Origin of the sequence: Arcanobacterium pinnipediorum (assembly GCF_023973165.1) — a bacterium.
In the GTDB taxonomy this organism is placed as follows: domain Bacteria; phylum Actinomycetota; class Actinomycetes; order Actinomycetales; family Actinomycetaceae; genus Arcanobacterium; species Arcanobacterium pinnipediorum.
This window is the reverse complement of sequence record NZ_CP099547.1, coordinates 688,506-704,731: the sequence shown is the minus strand read 5'-3', so window position 1 is coordinate 704,731 and position 16,226 is coordinate 688,506. Positions and strand designations below refer to the sequence as shown.

Genomic DNA, 16,226 nt, shown 5'->3' with positions numbered 1-16,226 from the left:
CATTCCCCTCCATTGTCGCTATCATCAATCACTGAGACGGTAGTTCGAATAGTTCGGGGTGTTCTTGAATATACTGTTTAGCTTCTGCTACTCGTTCATCGATCAACTTACGCTGGGCTATCAGCTCCTTGGCATACTTCTGCACAATAGGAGCCTGCAAATCAGCCCACACCTGCGCCAACCGCGGCGTCGCATCAGTTTCTTCTTGACACTGCGCCGCCTTCAACGCAAGAGCAATACTCTCCTCAGTCGGATCAATAAAACTATCAACACCTTCCACAAACCCAGGCGCTTCAGAACTAATCTGCAATCCCTGCTTATCAAAACACGCCTCCAACTCACCCACAATCTCCTGCGCCCGCGGATCATCAAACAACCTCATACGCGTCTCAACAAGCTCATTCACCCACGGACCCGAACCACTAACCTCTCTCACATCAAACTTCTTAGCGAGCGGATCTGAATCACACGCCTCATGAAACTTATCCTCAGCTGCTTCTAACACCTTGTCATTAGACTCTGCCCGGCTCGTCCAACCAGCCTTATCCTCCGCGCTTCGCGCACTCAATCCACGATTCGCAATCGGCGTACCCGAAGTCTCAACCCGGGTAAACCCGAACTGCGCAGCCATATCTTTATTCCACGGACCAAACTCGCTAAACACCGGCGGATTAACCGGCATAAATATCTCTGGCGGGAAGCCGGTCCACGCCAAACCATCATCCAGCTTGGCCCGAGTACACTCCGCCCCCGTTGCCGACCACGCTGAAAGTAAATACGCTTCTTCCTCACGGCTAAGCCGATACCTATCCCACGGCAACTCAATAAGCCACGAATCACGATCAACCTTCGCCGAAACATCCACCCCAACTGGCGAAGCAGAATCATCCGCCGCCACTGATGCGGCAGAAGACTCTGCTTCGCCAGCTGAAGTATCAGGAGAACACGCTCCACACAAAAACAACGCACTTGACAGCACAATCGTCGACATTACATGCTTTTTCATAGAACTATTCTCCTGTTACTACTCTCGATCAATTGCCACAAATATAGGTAATCCGGCTTATACGATTAGCCCAATCTTGATTTGCGTACGGACCAACACCTGCCCCATTAGCCAAATAAGGATCTTGATAATTTTCGCCCCTCATCGACTTGCTGTACAAGATGAAATAACTTCCCGAATTTCCACCTCTAAAATCATAAAACTGCGTAGCCCAACATGATGCACCATTAGCCGCTGCAGAATTCCCTCGATTATGAATACTTGAATGCACCGGAGAAGAATTATCATAGTTCTCTCCCCGAACACCATAATAATCATTGCCAGTCCATACACACGATGCACCAAGTGGGCAATACGGATTTCCCGCTGCTTCAGCTACTGGAATCGTAGTAACAAAACTGGTAGCGCCAAGAGCCAAAACAGCCACCATGGAACTCAAAACTTTCCTAATTTTCATGATGTTCTCCTTTGAACACGGTTCGATAGTAAGCATCATCACTTACCGTTTACAGGATAAAACACCCCCCAAACAAATCAACCACTCACGCCTAATCACTGAGAAGGTAGTTCGAATAACTCAGGGTGTTCTTGGATATATTGCTTAGCTTCTGCTACTCGTTCATCGATCAACTGGCGCTGGGCTATCAGCTCCTTGGCATACTTCTTCACAATCGGAGCCTGCAAATCAGCCCACACCTGCGCCAACCGCACAGTCGCATCAGTCTCCTCCTGACACTGCGCCGCCTTCAACGCAATCGCGATACTCTCCTCAGTCGGATCAATAAAACTATCAACACCTTCCACAAACCCAGGAACTTCAGAACTTATCTGCAACCCCTGCTTATCAAAACACGCCTCCAACTCACCCGCGATCTCCTGCGCCCGCGGATCATCAAACAACCTCATACGCGTCTCGGAAAGCTCATTCTTCCACGGACCCGAACCACTCACCTCTCTCACGTCAAACTTCTTAGCTATAGGATACGAATCACATGCCTCATGAAACTTTTGCTCGGCCTTTTCAAACACTCTAGCGTTTGACTCTGCCCGGCTCGTCCAACCAGCCTTATCCTCTGCGCTTCGCGCACTCAATCCACGATTCGCAATCGGTGTACCCGAATCGGCAACCCGGGTGAACCCGAACTGCGCAGCCATATCTTTATTCCACGGACCAAACTCGCTAAACACCGGCGGATTAATCGGCAGTAGCACTGATGGCGGGAAACCAGTCCACGCCACCCCATCCAGCTTAGCCCGAGTACACTCCGCCATCGCCGCCGAACCCGCAGAAAGCAAATACGCTTCATCTTCACTACTTAGTTGGTACCTATCCCACGGCAACTCAATAAGCCACGAATCACGATCAACCTTCGCCGAAACATCCACCCCAACTGGCGAGGCAGAATCATCCGCCGCCACTAATGAGGCAGAAGATTCTGCCTCGCCAGCTGAAGTATCAGGAGAACACGCTCCACTCAAAAACAACGCACTTGACAGTACAATCATCGACATTACATGCTTTTTCATAGAACTATTCACTTTCTTCATCGCCATAAACCGCCACTAACTTCACCGTCATGAACTATCACTTCCCCGGAGGTTCCAAGAACTCAGGGTGTTCTTGAATATATTGTTTAGCTTCTGCTACTCGCTCGTCAATCAACTCACGCTGGGCTATCAACTCTTTGGCATACTTCTTCACAATCGGAGCCTGCAAATCAGCCCACACCTGCGCCAACCGCGGCGTCGCATCAGTTTCTTCTTGACACTCCACAGCCTTCAAAGCAAGAGCAATACTCTCTGAACTCGGGTTACGTTGTGGGCTAACTCCTTCTACATATCCGGGAACGCCCTCAATTGGTTTAAGCCCCTTACTTATGAAACATTGAGCCAATTCTTCCACAACTGCTTTACCGCGACTATCCTCGAAAATTTGATCGCGAGTATCAGCCAGTAATTTTGTCCATGGACCCTGCACATCGAGTTCTTTTAACTGAAATCTCTTAACTTGGGGATACGAATCACACGTTTCATGCATAAGCTCTATGTCTCGCTCTGAAAACGTAGCATTGCTCTGCATCCCTTTTCTTTCTCGATCACGTTGTTCTTTGCTCTTAGCCACAAGATCGCGACCATTGATCGGTACATCTGAGAATTCGGCTGACGAAAAACCATATTGCTGTGCCATTTCTTTAACCCACGGCCCAAATTCCATAAAAACATGCGGGTTAACACCCTTAAGGGCTTCCGGCAATGTTGCAGTCCATGCAACATCTTGCATATTCTCACGTGTACACTCGGCAAGTCCAAAAGATTCTGCAGAAACAAGGATAATGCGCTGTTCATCCGTCATCGTGTAACGATCCCATGGCAACGTTACCGTCCATAACTCTTTATCAACTTCCGCGCTAAGATTCAGACCCATGCTAGAAGATTCAGATGAGTCTGTATCAACCTGCGAACCAAACGAGCATGCTCCAAATAAAAGCGCCACACTCGATACCACGGTCATCTGAATAACACGCTTCCTCATCGACCTATTCACTTTCTTCATCACCATAAACCGCCACTAACTTCATCGTCATGAACTATCACTTCCCCGGAGGTTCCAATAGCTCAGGGTGTTCTTGTATATATTGTTTTGCTTCTGCTACTCGTTCATCGATCAACTGGCGCTGAGCTATCAGCTCCTTGGCATACTTCTTCACAATCGGAGCCTGCGAATCAGCCCACACCTGCGCCAACCGCGGCGTCGCATTAGTTTCTTCTTGACACTCCACAGCCTTCAACGCAAGAGCAATACTCTCCTCAGTCGGATCAATAAAACCATTAACATCTTCCACAAACCCAGGAACTTCAGAGCTCATCTGCAACCCCTGCTTATCAAAACACGCCTCCAACTCACCCACAATCTCCTGCGCCCGCGGATCATCAAACAACAGCATACGCATCTCGCCAAGCTCATCAACCCACGGAGCTGATGGAGCTATCTTTTCCCGGTTGAATTTTTCGACCGCGGGATACTCGTCACATTCCTTACGCATCAATTCCATATCTGCTTCAGAAAACAAGCTATTCGCATCAAACCCACGGCGAAGTTTTAGAATTTCTGTTTCTGTTGGTGGCTTAATATCTCGGCCGACGATTGGATCATTAGATAGATAAGGTGATGAAAACCCATATTGTTGAGCCATCGCTTTTCGCCACGGACCAAATTCTGAAAAGACATGTGGATTTACTTGGCTAATGAAAGCCGCATTAGTACCGGTCCATTGCTTTGCCATATTCTTCTCTCGGGTGCATTGTGCTAGTGCCATTGAACTGGCAGAGAGTAAAATATTTTTCTCTTCGTCCGAAATAAGGTAACGATTCCAAGGCAACGTCACTGTCCATGACTCTTTATCAACTTCCGCACTAAGATTCAGACCCATGCTAGAAGATTCAGACGAGTCTACGTCTACCCCAGAATCAACAGAAGAACAGGCGCTCACAACCATCATGAGAGAAACAAGGAACACTCCATATTTCTTAACGAACATACTTAAACTCCCTATCCTCACCATACTCGTTCGAAACGCAGACAACTCACGACTCTATATCCGTGATGAAGAGACCGACTGCACATAAGAACTAGTTCGTTTTAACGTAAACATCGGGATGTTCTTGTATGTATTGCTTCGCATCTGCAACAAGAGCATCGATCTTTTGGCGGCCCGAAACAAATTCATTCGGATATTTCTTAATAATGTCGGCTTGTTTCTCAGCTAAAATCTCAGCAAGCTTCGGTGTAGCATCGAATTTCTCCTGGCATTGAGCTACTTTCAGTGCAATATCTATCTCTTTTTTAGCAGGATAAGGATTATTCTTTTTACGCCGAAAATCGAAGTTCTCAACACCCCCAAACCCTTCCTCTGCCATTTTCAAACCCTCGGATTCGAAACAACTAGCAACGTCGTTATAAATTTGGCGAGCCGCATCGTAGTCAAATAGCTTGGCTCGCGCCTGATTAATCTCATCCCACCACGGCGCAATAACTAACTCGTAAGGGTTTTTGAACTTTTGAATATCTGGATCATCCTCGCACGAAGCAACTGCTTTTTCGAAAACATCCGTAGGGATCGCCGCTCGATCTTTGTAAACTTTCGCAACTACTTCTCTGGAAATAGGTGTGCGAACATCAGAACGCCCTGCAATAGGAATACGAGCAGTCGCAGGAGCATCAAAACCAAATTGCTGCGCCATACCTACTCGCCACACGCCAAATTCCGAGAAAACAGGAGGATTCATCGCATTTAAGCCAGAAAGAGGAGGTAAATCTACCCAAATTTGATCAGGAGCATATTTCTTGTAGCACGTCATACTGGCTCCCATATACGCCGAAGAAATTATATCTTCTTCATCTCGAGAAATTCCAAACCGATCTGCCGGCAAAGTAATCATCCATGAGTCACGATCGATATCTGCCTTCAAGTTCAACCCAGTAACATCAACATCGTCCACTGAACTTTGCGGTGGAGGCGGTTCTTCGCTACAGGCGCTTAGGATACTGCCGGTCAACATCATGGCGACTACAACTCGCAAAAACCGTTGCATATCTTCCTCCAGAAAATTTCTCACCATTGAGCTGTTTATCTACACATGATAACGAAACGGAATTCGTTGTAAAAGCATTTTCCTGCGTGTTAAGGCTAATGCGCACATTCATAAACCACAGGAGCTACCAAAACCGGGGAATACGGGGAGATCTTGCGCTATAGCACCCTATCGCCCCGTATTCCCCGGTTTCGTGCACACTAATCTCGCAGCACTGCCCTACATCTAGATCCGAATCTGTAAATCAGGTTTCAACTGTTTGGAACGCGGCGAAACGATAGCAACCGCCTGCTCACCTAGAAACGCACACGCCGGCCATTTATTGGCACCCGCAATACGCTCTGGATCACGGCGTTCAATAAAAAGCCCGCGCCCGAGTCGTTCAGCCTCCTGGGCCGTCACCGAAATCCGGGAGAACGTTAGGGCACACACGGCATCAATGCCCACAATCGGCAACGACTGCTCACCCACTATCAGCTCACGCAGGGCCTCGACCGTATGCGCATCCGCAATATCCCACTTGCCAACCTGGGTGCGGCGCAACATCGTCAAATGCGCACCCACCCCCAGATTTTCGCCAAGATCGCGAGCCAACGCACGAATATAGGTTCCCGAAGAAACCGCCACACTCACATCGAACGCCAACACCGGGAAGCTCAACCCGTCCATCTGGTGGGTTTGCGCAACAACATCGCTGGTACGGTCAAAACTATGGATTGTTACTGACTGTGCAGCAAGCTCCACATCATGCCCATCACGAACCAGATCGTGGGCGCGTTTACCGCCAATCTTCTTCGCCGAAACAGTTGCCGGAACCTGCTGGATCGGGCCGGTAAGTTCAGCCATCGCACCATCAATATCCGCAGCCGTAATCTGGCTAATACGTGTACTCTGCGCGGCAGTTGGCGCTATCGCAGTACCATCAGCATCATCCGAATCCGTACCCACACCAATAACAATGCGTGCAAGATACCGCTTATCTGCACCAGTGAGATACTGGACGAGTTTAGTGGCTCGCCCAAAGGCCACCGTCAGCAAACCGGTAGCCATCGGATCAAGAGTTCCGGTATGCCCGACTTTGCGAGTCGCACCCAACCGGCGCATCGCACCCACAACATCGTGCGAGGTCACACCTTGCGGTTTGTCGATCAGAATTAACCCATCGGCAGCTTCATGTCCACCACGTGGCAGATCGCCCCACGGCATTACGCGCCGGGGGCGATCTGGCATCTGTTGACGATTTCGCGCCACTACTGTGCGAAATCCTCGACGGGTTCGTCCTGCTCGTCGTCTTCTGGACGACGGTATGGATCTGGATCTCCCGCATACTGTGCTTCTCGAGCCATCTGGCGGATCTGCTCATCCCTAAACTTAGCAGCAACCAGCAAGTCTTCAATAGACTTTGCTGACTCTGGCAATGCATCGAGATGGAACGCCAACGATGGAGTCAAGCGCAATCCGAGCTGCTTTCCAACATTGGAGCGAATCACTCCGGTGGCAGAACGCAATGCGGCTGCGGTGTTCTTCGCATCGTGTTCGTCACCGAAAACGGTGTAGAACACATCTGCATGCTGAAGATCTCCAGTAACGCGCACATCAGTAATTGTCACCATGCCTAACCGCGGATCCTTGATCTGCTTATCGAGCATGGAGGCAACTATTTGCTGAATACGCTCAGCTACTCTAGCTGCTCGTGGATTAACCATGTTTCCTCACTTTGCGTATAGTCACGTAACGATCAGTCGCGTGGCTTCTCACGCATCTCATACGTTTCGATGATGTCACCTTCGGCAATATCCTTGTAGCCAAGAGTGATACCACACTCGTAGCCTTCGCGCACTTCAGTCACATCATCTTTTTCACGACGCAACGATACGATCTCCAGGTTTTCCGCAATCGTCTTACCGTCACGGATCAGGCGTGCCTTGTGACCGCGCCGGATCGAACCAGAACGAACGATCGAACCAGCGATAAGACCAGCCTTACCGGACTTAAACACCTGGCGAATCTCAGCAGTTGCCACCTGGACTTCTTCGTAGATCGGCTTGAGCTTGCCCTTCATGGCAGCCTCAACTTCGTCGATCGCATCGTAGATGACCGAGTAGAACTTCATCTCCACACCTTCAGAATCAGCCAATTCGCTCACCCGCTCTGCCGGGCGGACGTTGAAGCCGATAATGATTGCGTTATCAACGGTTGCCAGATCGACGTCGGACTGCGTAATTGCGCCAACACCGCGATGGATCACGTTGAGTTGGACTTCGTCGCCACCGATCTCGATATCGAGCAAGGACGCTTCGAGCGCTTCAACCGAACCAGAGGAATCTCCCTTGATAATGAGGTTGAGGTTTTCGATCTTGCCTTCTTCGATAGCTGCGTTGAGGTCCTCAAGCGAGACGCGCTTGCGACGCTTGGCCAACGTTGCTGCACGCTTGGCAGTTTCGCGACGTTCTGCAATCTGGCGTGCAGTACGATCATCGTCAGCGACGATGAGTTGATCGCCTGCACCTGGAACCGAGGTCAAACCAAGAACCTGAACCGGACGTGCCGGACCAGCTTCTTCGAGACGGTTTCCATGCTCGTCAATCATGGCACGCACACGACCGTATGCGGTACCAACAACAATCGGATCACCGATACGCAAGGTTCCTTCTTGGACGAGCGCGGTAATAACCGAACCACGGCCCTGATCGAGCTTTGCTTCAATCGCTACACCACGCGCTGGCTTGTTCGGGTTAGCCATCGGGGTAACCAAAATATCGGAAGTAGTCAATACGGTTTCAAGCAATGCAGGGATATTAATCTGCTGTTTTGCCGAAATATCGACGAATGCGACGTCACCGCCGTACTCTTCTGCGACCAAGTTGTATTCGGTGAGCTGGGCACGAACCTTATCTGGGTTTGCCCCATCAACATCGATCTTGTTCACGGCGACGACGATCGGCACGTTTGCTGCCTGTGCGTGATTGATTGCTTCAACAGTTTGCGGCATGACGCCGTCATTTGCAGCAACAACCAAGATGGCAACGTCAGTGATATCAGCACCGCGGGCACGCATCTGAGTGAAGGCTTCGTGACCTGGGGTGTCAATGAAGGTAATGGCACGTTCGCCCTCTTCAACCTTGACGTGGGTCTGGTAGGCACCGATGGACTGGGTAATACCACCAGCTTCACCTTCGACGACGTCGGCGTTACGGATCGCGTCAAGAAGCTTGGTTTTACCGTGGTCGACGTGGCCCATGACGGTCACTACTGGCGGGCGTGGCAGACGATCTTCTTCAGATTCATCTGCATGCTCGGCGTCAATATCGATATCGAAGGATTCGAGGATTTCACGATCCTCATCCTCTGCGCTCATGATCTTGATGTCGTAACCAAGTTCGGCGCCAAGGAGTGCGAAGGTATCTTCATCCAGGGACTGATTGGCTGTTGCCATCTCGCCCATACGGAACAAGACGGTCACCAATGCTGCTGGATCTGCTTCAATGCGTTCTGCGAAGTCAGCTAGAGATGCGCCAGCGCGTACGCGAACCTCAGTGGAACCATCGCCACGAGGAATCTGGACGCCTTGGAGCATCGGAGATTGCTGCTCTTCCCACTCTTGACGCTTTGCCCGCTTAGACTTACGGTTGCCGCGGCCGCCGCCTTGGCGACCGAATGCACCTGCAGTGGAACCGCCGCGTGCTTTTCCACCCGAACGGGTAAAGCCGCCGCGACCGCCACCGTTACCACCATTGCCGTTAGCATTATTTCCGCCACGACCGCGACCGCCGCCGCGCGCTGGTGTTGGTGCCGGCATCTGCTCAGGCATCATATTTGGACTTGGACGATCTGCCGATCCGCGTTGCGGACGTGGCGTACCTTCGGTGCGCGGACCGCGACCTGGAGCTCCTTGGCCTTGACCGCCACGGCCACCTTGATTGGGTTTACCGAATGCTGCACCATTTGGACGAGGCCCACGGCCTTGACCGCCTTGGCCATTACGGCCGCCCATGCCCTGCTTGGGAGCAAATGGTGAATTTCCGGGGCGTGGAGCACCGGGGCGTGGAGCTCGGCCACCACTTGGACGTGGTGGTGCAGACTCTCGAGCAGCTTCTGCCGAGGCGTGAGCCGAGCCTGGTGTAGCTGATCGACCAGCTGGACGCGGTGCGCCAGGCTTGGATGCAGGCTTACTTGGCGCTGCAGGCGCCTTGGCTTCATTTGGCTTGCCAGCTACCGGCTTTTGTGTGGCCGATGTTGATCCAGATTTAGCACCTGGCTTTGCACCTGGTTTCGCCACTGGGGTCTTTGCGGCAGTCTTAGCAGTTGCCTTTCGAACCACCGGTTGTGGTCGAGCTGGAGCAGGAGTTGCTGGTTTTGGAGTCTCAGCAGACTCAGCGGACTCGGCAACTGTAGTTGGTGCTGGCTCAGCTTTAGCAGCTGGTTTCTTTTTAGCTGCTTTCTTCGAATCGATTTCTTCTGGATGCGATTCAAAATATTCACGTGCTTTACGCACGACTGGTGCCTCGATAGACGAGGATGCAGATTTGACGAATTCGCCTTCGGATGTAAGCACTTCAAGTAATTTCTTACTTGTCACACCGATCTCTTTAGCAAGTTCATGGACGCGGACCTTAGCCACATTTCTCCTTATGTCTTGGCCCGCGCAATCTGTGCGTCAGGCCCCTGTTTGGCAGCTCATCGCTGGGTACTCATCGGGTGCCCATCGGCTCTCTACCCGCTTTCATTGGGTTATTGGCACGAAACCGTGCTGATCGAACAAAATCACTAACACAGGTTTGAAATTCATTACTCACTCGTACTGGACGACGAAACGCCCGAGCAAACTGAGAAGTTTTCACTGCCTGTGCTACGCATTGGGAACGTGGATGAACCCACGCTCCTCGCCCTGGCATAATTGCTCGTGGGTCAGGTTGTACATAACCATCACTGTTGACAACAACGCGCAAAAGCTCGTTCCTGTATGCTTTATGCCGACAGCCAACACAGGTACGAATCATGATCTGATCGCGTTGATCGATCATATCGTTACTAACTGTTGGTACTGACATAGACATACAGTATCTATTGTACTGCACATATACCCGATCTACTATATGAAACAGACCGTGCCACTGCACACAATATGCAGGGCACGGTCTGGACTGGTGGATATGTCAACCAGTTAAAAATAGCCCAAGATCAGCAGCACTCTACGACTATTCCGATTCCTTACGGATGTCGATTGACCAGCCAGTTAGCTTCGCTGCAAGGCGCACATTTTGTGCTTCCTTGCCGATAGCTAACGAAGCCTGATCGTTTGGAACAATCGCTCGCGCCTGACGCAAATCTCGATTCAGAATTTCAACCTCAGTCACCTTAGCCGGAGAAAGTGCAGCAGCTATAAAAACCGCAATGTCGTCGTCATAATCAACAACGTCAATCTTTTCACCGTGAAGCTCTTGAGTTACCGCCCGCACACGCTGACCATTATGGCCAATCAATGCACCTTTGGCACCAACGGAATCATCATTACTCCACACTGCAACCTTAGTGCGGTGCCCAGCTTCACGAGCCAAGGACACGATTTCAACTGTGCCGTCAGCAATTTCTGGAACCTCAGTTTCAAAAAGCTGCCGAACAAAATCTGGATGTGACCGCGATAACCGGATCGATGCACCCTGAGTACCGACCGAAATATCGAGAATCAATGCGCGAATCAAATCACCATGCTTGAAGTGTTCCGAGGCAACCTGCTCATCAGCACGAAGCAAACCCCGGTTTTCGCCCAATTCCACAAAAATATCACGCGAAAGCGGATTCGAACTAACATTGCCTTCAACGACTCCAGAAACAAGCTGGCCCTTCTTACCCTGGAAGGTACCTAAAACACGTTCTGTTTCAGCATCACGTAACCGCTGAGCAATAATCGAACGAGCTGTTGAGGTAGCAATACGGCCGAAATCATTTGGGGTATCGTCAAACTCGCCAATAACTTCATCGTTCTCATCAACTTCAGGCGCCCAAACGGTAACTTTGCCAGTGCTACGATCAAGTTCTACCCGGGCACCGCGAACAGCTCCTGGGACGCGGTTGTAGGCATGAACGAGAGCATCTTCGATAGTATTTAGCAGAACATTGAGATCAATACCCAACTCCGACTCAACAATTCGGAGCTCATTCATTGACAGTTCCATTAGTTCTCCCCCTCAGCCCTGTTCAGTTCAATAACAACGTGAGCGCGCGCCACATCGTCAACAGCAATTGTACCCGGATCACCCTCAAGGGTGATAACACCATCAGCCACGTCAACCACACGTTGGGTAAACTTCACTAAATCGTGACGTTGAAATTCGACTTTGCGGCCAATTGCACGCGAGAAATGACGCTCTTCAGATAGTTCACGAGTGGCACCCGGCGTCGAAACTTCCAAAGTGTATGCACCTCGAACCGGATCGTGTTCGTCGAGAACTGCGGAAATCGCACGCGATACATCTGCTAACTGAGTCGAATCAACACCGCCGGGACCAGCAGGTAAATCAACAGTTATCCGAACCACAGTGTGCTTTCCAGCGCCAACCACGCGAACAGTTTCTAGCCACAGACCAGCATCCTGAATAACAGGATCAAGAAGTTGCGCAAGACGCGCTGAAACATTGTCTACCATAGTCTCAAGACTACCTGCTTGAAACCGAGCATGCCACGACACCTCAGAAAATCACGTTTTTGTCATAGCTCACCGGAGTTCTCTCACAGGGCAGGTTAACTGTTCATGGAGAAGGTTTTGACAGGTTTTGTTCCCGAGCTCTCCCACTGCGCGGGTCAGCTGTGGCACAGTAGTGTTATGACCACTACCCCTTATGATCGATCCCGTGTGACCTCGTGGCTACTTTTTATCTCAACCATTGTCACGGTATGTGCCGTTTTTATTTTGATTCTCGTGGTCATGGGAACTCGGTTAGAAAATACATCTGTCGCTCCTCAAACGCCCAGTGCCGCTGAGGAAGAACGCCAAGATATTGCGGTAAGTATCGCGCGAGTTCATGCAACAGCACAAGAGTTACAAACCTCAAATCCTGATGCCACATCGACGGCGATCCTCACACAACTCATTCCTGCTAGCCAGGCATGGCTAGAGCGAATAGGCGGAGTGTGGGTTCCGTGGCCTGACGGTGCTCCACAAGGATATGAAAATCCGCACCTAGACCTCAACGCGCCCGAGATCTCTCTGCCATCCTTACAAAGCCAGCTCTCTACTATTTCAGACAAACTCAGTGCCACTGACAATATTGATCCACACCTATCTGTTTCTATCGCAACCAGTGCCCGCACTTTCGCCGCCAATCTAGCAGACCCAGCACAACGTCTAGAAATATGTTCAACTCCCGATGTGGCGGCTCTTAGCAGCGCAGTAAACACCGCCCCAGCAATCGTCAATGTCGATACCGCTCGGCAATGGCTTGAATATCACGCTGCCCTCCTTGACCCAGGTGCTCGCCAAATTGAACTACATAAAATCAACCTACTGACCGAGCTGACTCATAGTGCTTTAGAAAACGGCGGAAAAGACGAGCGCCATCCCATAGCGCCACTTCCCCAATCAGCCGATGTCGATACCTCCGTCAGCTCACTAATCGCAAGCGAGCTACTTAGCCACGCACCCCAACTCGATCACCAGCAGCGCACTGCCACCGTAGCGTTGCTATGCATACTAAGCCCCCAATCCCCCATAGCTGTTCTTCCAGGAGCACAATAGACACACTCAGCCCACCCAGCTAACGAGCATTAACGTTTGCACATCCATAATGACTCCATCAGCCTTCAAATATGTTTGTGGGGAGCTACCAAAGTAGCTCCCCACAAACATAGGTAATATCAACCCACACCATCCAGTGCAGGCGAGTCACATATTACTGCGCGTTGGCCATAACCTCATCGAGCTTAGCCATAGCATCTGCTACTGCCACTTCGAAACTTTCGCCACTGCGCCGATCACGTACTTCAACTTTGCCGTCGGCTAAACCGCGACCAACCACGATCGCGAACGGAACACCGATAAGCTCATAATCGGCAAATTTCACACCGGCTGAAACCTTCACCCGATCATCATAGAGAACGTCGAGACCACGATCGGAAATCTGTTGCGCAAAATCTGCGGCAGTACCGAAAATCTCCTCACCCTTACCGGTGGCAATCACGTGCACCTGTGCCGGAGCTAAGTGCAACGGCCACTTCAAACCAAGATCGTCCGAATTGAGCTCAGCAAGAGCAGCCATCACGCGCGAAACGCCAATACCATACGAGCCCATTGTGACAACGGTGGTCTTACCATTTTGGTCCAAAACAGTAAGCCCAAGCGCTTGAGCATACTTGCGCCCCAACTGGAAGATATGCCCAATTTCAATACCGCGCTCGATTGTGAGCGGACCCGAACCATCGGGAGCTTCGTCACCTTCGCGCACTTCCACAGCTTCAATGGTTCCATCTGCTTCAAAATCACGGCCGTAGACAAGATCAAAAACGTGCTGATCTACCGCGTTTGCACCCGAGATCCAACGCGAACCGCGAGCAATATGCGGATCGAGCAAGTAACGTACCGATCCAGAAATCTCACCTTCATCGTTGACCTGGCGGTCAACAGAATTCGGGCCGATAACCTGCGGACCAATATAACCCGCAACGAGTTGCGGATGCTTAGCTAGATCTTCTGGCGTAGCCATCTCAACTTCTGCCGGCGAAACACTCGCTTCAACCCGCTTGAGATCAACTTCGCGATCCCCTGGCACACCAAGAACCACAACTTCACGTTCACCATCAGGATGCACAAAACTCACTACGACGTTCTTCAACGTATCGCTTGCCTCCCACCGGCGATCCGCACGCGGCGCAACCTCGTTGGCCATCTCTACCAACGAAGCAATCGTTGTTGCCCCCGGCGTTGGTACCACGTGTGGCTGAGGAACGTTCGAAAAATCTTGCTCAGGCTGAGGTGGAGTAGTGACAGCTTCAGTATTGGCCGCATAGCCCCCAGCAGACATCACGAACGTATCTTCACCAATAGCGCACGGAGCAAGAAATTCTTCCGAACGCGATCCGCCCATAGCACCAGACTGTGCCGAACAAATGACGAACGGGACACCAAGACGATCAAAAATACGCTGATATGCGCCACGCATAGTCTCATACGAACGATCCAAACCGGCGTCGTCAATATCAAAAGAGTAGGCATCCTTCATAATAAATTCGCGAGTGCGGATAATACCAGCACGCGGACGGGCCTCATCACGATACTTATGCTGAATCTGGTAGAGCGAAACCGGAAGATCTTTATACGAAGAATACATGTCCTTTACGGCAAGGGTGAACATTTCTTCATGGGTAGGCGCCAACAAGTAATCGTTATCGCGCCGATCCTTCAACCTAAAAAGATTTGGCCCATACTCTTCCCAACGATTAGTAGCCTCATACGGCTCGCGAGGGAGCAACGCCGGAAAGTGCATTTCCTGAGAGCCAGCAGCATCCATTTCTTCGCGGACAACTGCTTCAACCTTACGAAGGACTTTGAGTCCTAGTGGCAACCAAGTGTATATTCCTGGCGCAGCGCGACGTACATATCCGGCACGTACGAGGAGTTTATGGGAGCGGACCTCTGCATCGGCCGGATCATCGCGCAGGGTTCGGACAAAGAGTTCAGACATTTTTAACACATAACTAGTCTAAGCTGTTTGCGAGGCCTGACCCTATTCGCATCCGCTCATCTTTCGTGGCGTTGACAACATCTTCCACAACACAAGCGATCTAAAGCATGACCGTAGCAAATTCTCCGACGACGTCGAACCCAGCCTTGTCATAGGAACGTATCGCAGCGTAATTGTAGTCATTGACGTAGAGGGATACCGTAGGGGCAATCATCTGCGTAACGTATTGCGCCACCGCAAGCATCGCCGGGCCGGCTAAACCACGCCCGCGCACATCAGGATGAACCCATACGCCCTGAATCTGCGCCACTCCACCGCCAAGGGCACCAATATCAGCTTTGAACTCAACGAATGGGCTACCCTGGCGCGAACCCATACGCACAAAAGTTTGACCATCGCGCACCAGGCTATGGACACGTTGGGCATAGGCCGGGCCATAACTGGTCGGATCATAACCAACCTCTTCGATAAACATCGCTACCGACGCCGGAACAATTAGCGCACTTTCTCCGAGATGAGCGAGGCGAACTGTAGGGTCTGGGGCACATCGCCCAGTTCCACTCCACACCATAGACAGTTGGTGGGCGCGGATATCTCGTGGCTCGGGGAACCAGGCCTCGATCCGATCCCACAGCCCAAGAACTTGGTCTGCTGGACCAACAATAGAGCTTGCCCGCCGCCCATGGCGAATAATATAGCGAGCCAACGAATCCAAGCCGTCCTCAGTAAACCCTAACGGAACAATATTTGCACCGATATGGCACAATGCACTAAGGCCAGCTCCAGAAGTGTAACCTAGGGTGTGAGCCATTCCCGGCGCTTGGGCTTCAACAGGCACCCGTGCTAACACTGAAGCTACCGGATCCTTGTTGAGAAAATCTCTGACCTGGCCCAGATCTGCCGGACCTAGTCGGCGAAGCCGCGATTCACGACGTCGTGCCCACCGCATC

General features: G+C 51.1%; 15 protein-coding genes. 1 reads left to right on the top strand and 14 read right to left on the bottom strand.

Annotated features, from left to right (window positions below):
- Window positions 1-28: 28 nt before the first annotated feature.
- From NG665_RS03095 to rimP, 12 genes are all read right to left on the bottom strand, one after another.
- Entirely contained in the window at window positions 29-1,006 is a 978-nt protein-coding gene (locus NG665_RS03095) for a hypothetical protein (RefSeq protein ID WP_252673832.1), read from the bottom strand.
- 28 nt (window positions 1,007-1,034) lie between these two features.
- Complete coding sequence (locus NG665_RS03090; protein ID WP_252673831.1) at window positions 1,035-1,463, bottom strand: hypothetical protein; 429 nt, start codon at window positions 1,461-1,463, stop codon at window positions 1,035-1,037.
- Window positions 1,464-1,558: 95 nt separating this feature from the next.
- On the bottom strand, window positions 1,559-2,533 hold the full coding sequence (locus NG665_RS03085; protein ID WP_252673830.1) for a hypothetical protein: 975 nt from the start codon (window positions 2,531-2,533) through the stop codon (window positions 1,559-1,561).
- A gap of 58 nt (window positions 2,534-2,591) precedes the next feature.
- A complete protein-coding gene (locus NG665_RS03080; RefSeq protein ID WP_252673829.1) occupies window positions 2,592-3,431 on the bottom strand; it encodes a hypothetical protein in 840 nt (279 codons plus the stop codon).
- Window positions 3,432-3,597: 166 nt separating this feature from the next.
- Window positions 3,598-4,545, bottom strand: a complete 948-nt coding sequence (locus NG665_RS03075) for a hypothetical protein (protein WP_252673828.1) — start codon at window positions 4,543-4,545, stop codon at window positions 3,598-3,600.
- 91 nt (window positions 4,546-4,636) lie between these two features.
- Window positions 4,637-5,599, bottom strand: coding sequence for a hypothetical protein (locus NG665_RS03070; RefSeq protein ID WP_252673827.1), 963 nt, complete (start codon window positions 5,597-5,599; stop codon window positions 4,637-4,639).
- Between the two features lie 225 nt (window positions 5,600-5,824).
- Window positions 5,825-6,850, bottom strand: coding sequence for a tRNA pseudouridine(55) synthase TruB (gene truB, locus NG665_RS03065; protein WP_252673826.1), 1,026 nt, complete (start codon window positions 6,848-6,850; stop codon window positions 5,825-5,827).
- Window positions 6,850-7,305 carry a 30S ribosome-binding factor RbfA gene (rbfA, locus tag NG665_RS03060; RefSeq protein ID WP_252673825.1) on the bottom strand — a complete coding sequence of 152 codons (456 nt, stop codon included), beginning with the start codon at window positions 7,303-7,305 and terminating at the stop codon, window positions 6,850-6,852. Before rbfA ends, truB begins: the two co-directional genes overlap by 1 nt.
- A 32-nt stretch (window positions 7,306-7,337) precedes the next feature.
- The gene (infB, locus tag NG665_RS03055) at window positions 7,338-10,220 is read right to left on the bottom strand and encodes a translation initiation factor IF-2 (RefSeq protein WP_252673824.1); all 2,883 of its coding nucleotides are present in this window, start codon (window positions 10,218-10,220) and stop codon (window positions 7,338-7,340) included.
- A 70-nt stretch (window positions 10,221-10,290) separates the two neighbouring features.
- Window positions 10,291-10,656: a YlxR family protein gene (locus NG665_RS03050; protein ID WP_252673823.1), complete on the bottom strand. Its 366-nt coding sequence runs from the start codon at window positions 10,654-10,656 to the stop codon at window positions 10,291-10,293.
- Between the two features lie 141 nt (window positions 10,657-10,797).
- Complete coding sequence (gene nusA, locus NG665_RS03045; RefSeq protein ID WP_353888242.1) at window positions 10,798-11,763, bottom strand: transcription termination factor NusA; 966 nt, start codon at window positions 11,761-11,763, stop codon at window positions 10,798-10,800.
- An 11-nt stretch (window positions 11,764-11,774) separates the two neighbouring features.
- Window positions 11,775-12,245: a ribosome maturation factor RimP gene (gene rimP, locus NG665_RS03040; RefSeq protein WP_252673821.1), complete on the bottom strand. Its 471-nt coding sequence runs from the start codon at window positions 12,243-12,245 to the stop codon at window positions 11,775-11,777.
- A gap of 177 nt (window positions 12,246-12,422) precedes the next feature.
- Here rimP and NG665_RS03035 point away from each other — a divergent pair, with 177 nt between their 5' ends.
- The gene (locus NG665_RS03035) at window positions 12,423-13,334 is read left to right on the top strand and encodes a hypothetical protein (protein ID WP_252673820.1); all 912 of its coding nucleotides are present in this window, start codon (window positions 12,423-12,425) and stop codon (window positions 13,332-13,334) included.
- Between the two features lie 154 nt (window positions 13,335-13,488).
- Here the strand turns inward: NG665_RS03035 and NG665_RS03030 are convergent, their stop codons facing one another.
- Window positions 13,489-15,276, bottom strand: coding sequence for a proline--tRNA ligase (locus NG665_RS03030; RefSeq protein ID WP_252674077.1), 1,788 nt, complete (start codon window positions 15,274-15,276; stop codon window positions 13,489-13,491).
- Window positions 15,277-15,376: 100 nt separating this feature from the next.
- Window positions 15,377-16,225, bottom strand: a complete 849-nt coding sequence (locus tag NG665_RS03025; protein ID WP_252673819.1) for a GNAT family N-acetyltransferase — start codon at window positions 16,223-16,225, stop codon at window positions 15,377-15,379.
- Window position 16,226 lies beyond the last annotated feature (1 nt).

What these genes read in the sequence shown, in the direction of transcription:
- NG665_RS03095 (WP_252673832.1), bottom strand. Translation starts at nt 1,006, where the DNA reads ATGAAAAAGCATGTAATGTCGACGATTGTGCTGTCAAGTGCGTTGTTT.
- NG665_RS03090 (WP_252673831.1), bottom strand. Translation starts at nt 1,463, where the DNA reads ATGAAAATTAGGAAAGTTTTGAGTTCCATGGTGGCTGTTTTGGCTCTT.
- NG665_RS03085 (WP_252673830.1), bottom strand. Translation starts at nt 2,533, where the DNA reads ATGAAAAAGCATGTAATGTCGATGATTGTACTGTCAAGTGCGTTGTTT.
- NG665_RS03080 (WP_252673829.1), bottom strand. Translation starts at nt 3,431, where the DNA reads ATGGGTCTGAATCTTAGCGCGGAAGTTGATAAAGAGTTATGGACGGTA.
- NG665_RS03075 (WP_252673828.1), bottom strand. Translation starts at nt 4,545, where the DNA reads ATGTTCGTTAAGAAATATGGAGTGTTCCTTGTTTCTCTCATGATGGTT.
- NG665_RS03070 (WP_252673827.1), bottom strand. Translation starts at nt 5,599, where the DNA reads ATGCAACGGTTTTTGCGAGTTGTAGTCGCCATGATGTTGACCGGCAGT.
- rbfA (WP_252673825.1), bottom strand. Translation starts at nt 7,305, where the DNA reads ATGGTTAATCCACGAGCAGCTAGAGTAGCTGAGCGTATTCAGCAAATA.
- NG665_RS03050 (WP_252673823.1), bottom strand. Translation starts at nt 10,656, where the DNA reads ATGTCTATGTCAGTACCAACAGTTAGTAACGATATGATCGATCAACGC.
- nusA (WP_353888242.1), bottom strand. Translation starts at nt 11,763, where the DNA reads ATGAATGAGCTCCGAATTGTTGAGTCGGAGTTGGGTATTGATCTCAAT.
- rimP (WP_252673821.1), bottom strand. Translation starts at nt 12,245, where the DNA reads ATGGTAGACAATGTTTCAGCGCGTCTTGCGCAACTTCTTGATCCTGTT.
- NG665_RS03035 (WP_252673820.1), top strand. Translation starts at nt 12,423, where the DNA reads ATGACCACTACCCCTTATGATCGATCCCGTGTGACCTCGTGGCTACTT.
- NG665_RS03030 (WP_252674077.1), bottom strand. Translation starts at nt 15,276, where the DNA reads ATGTCTGAACTCTTTGTCCGAACCCTGCGCGATGATCCGGCCGATGCA.
- NG665_RS03025 (WP_252673819.1), bottom strand. Translation starts at nt 16,225, where the DNA reads ATGCGGTGGGCACGACGTCGTGAATCGCGGCTTCGCCGACTAGGTCCG.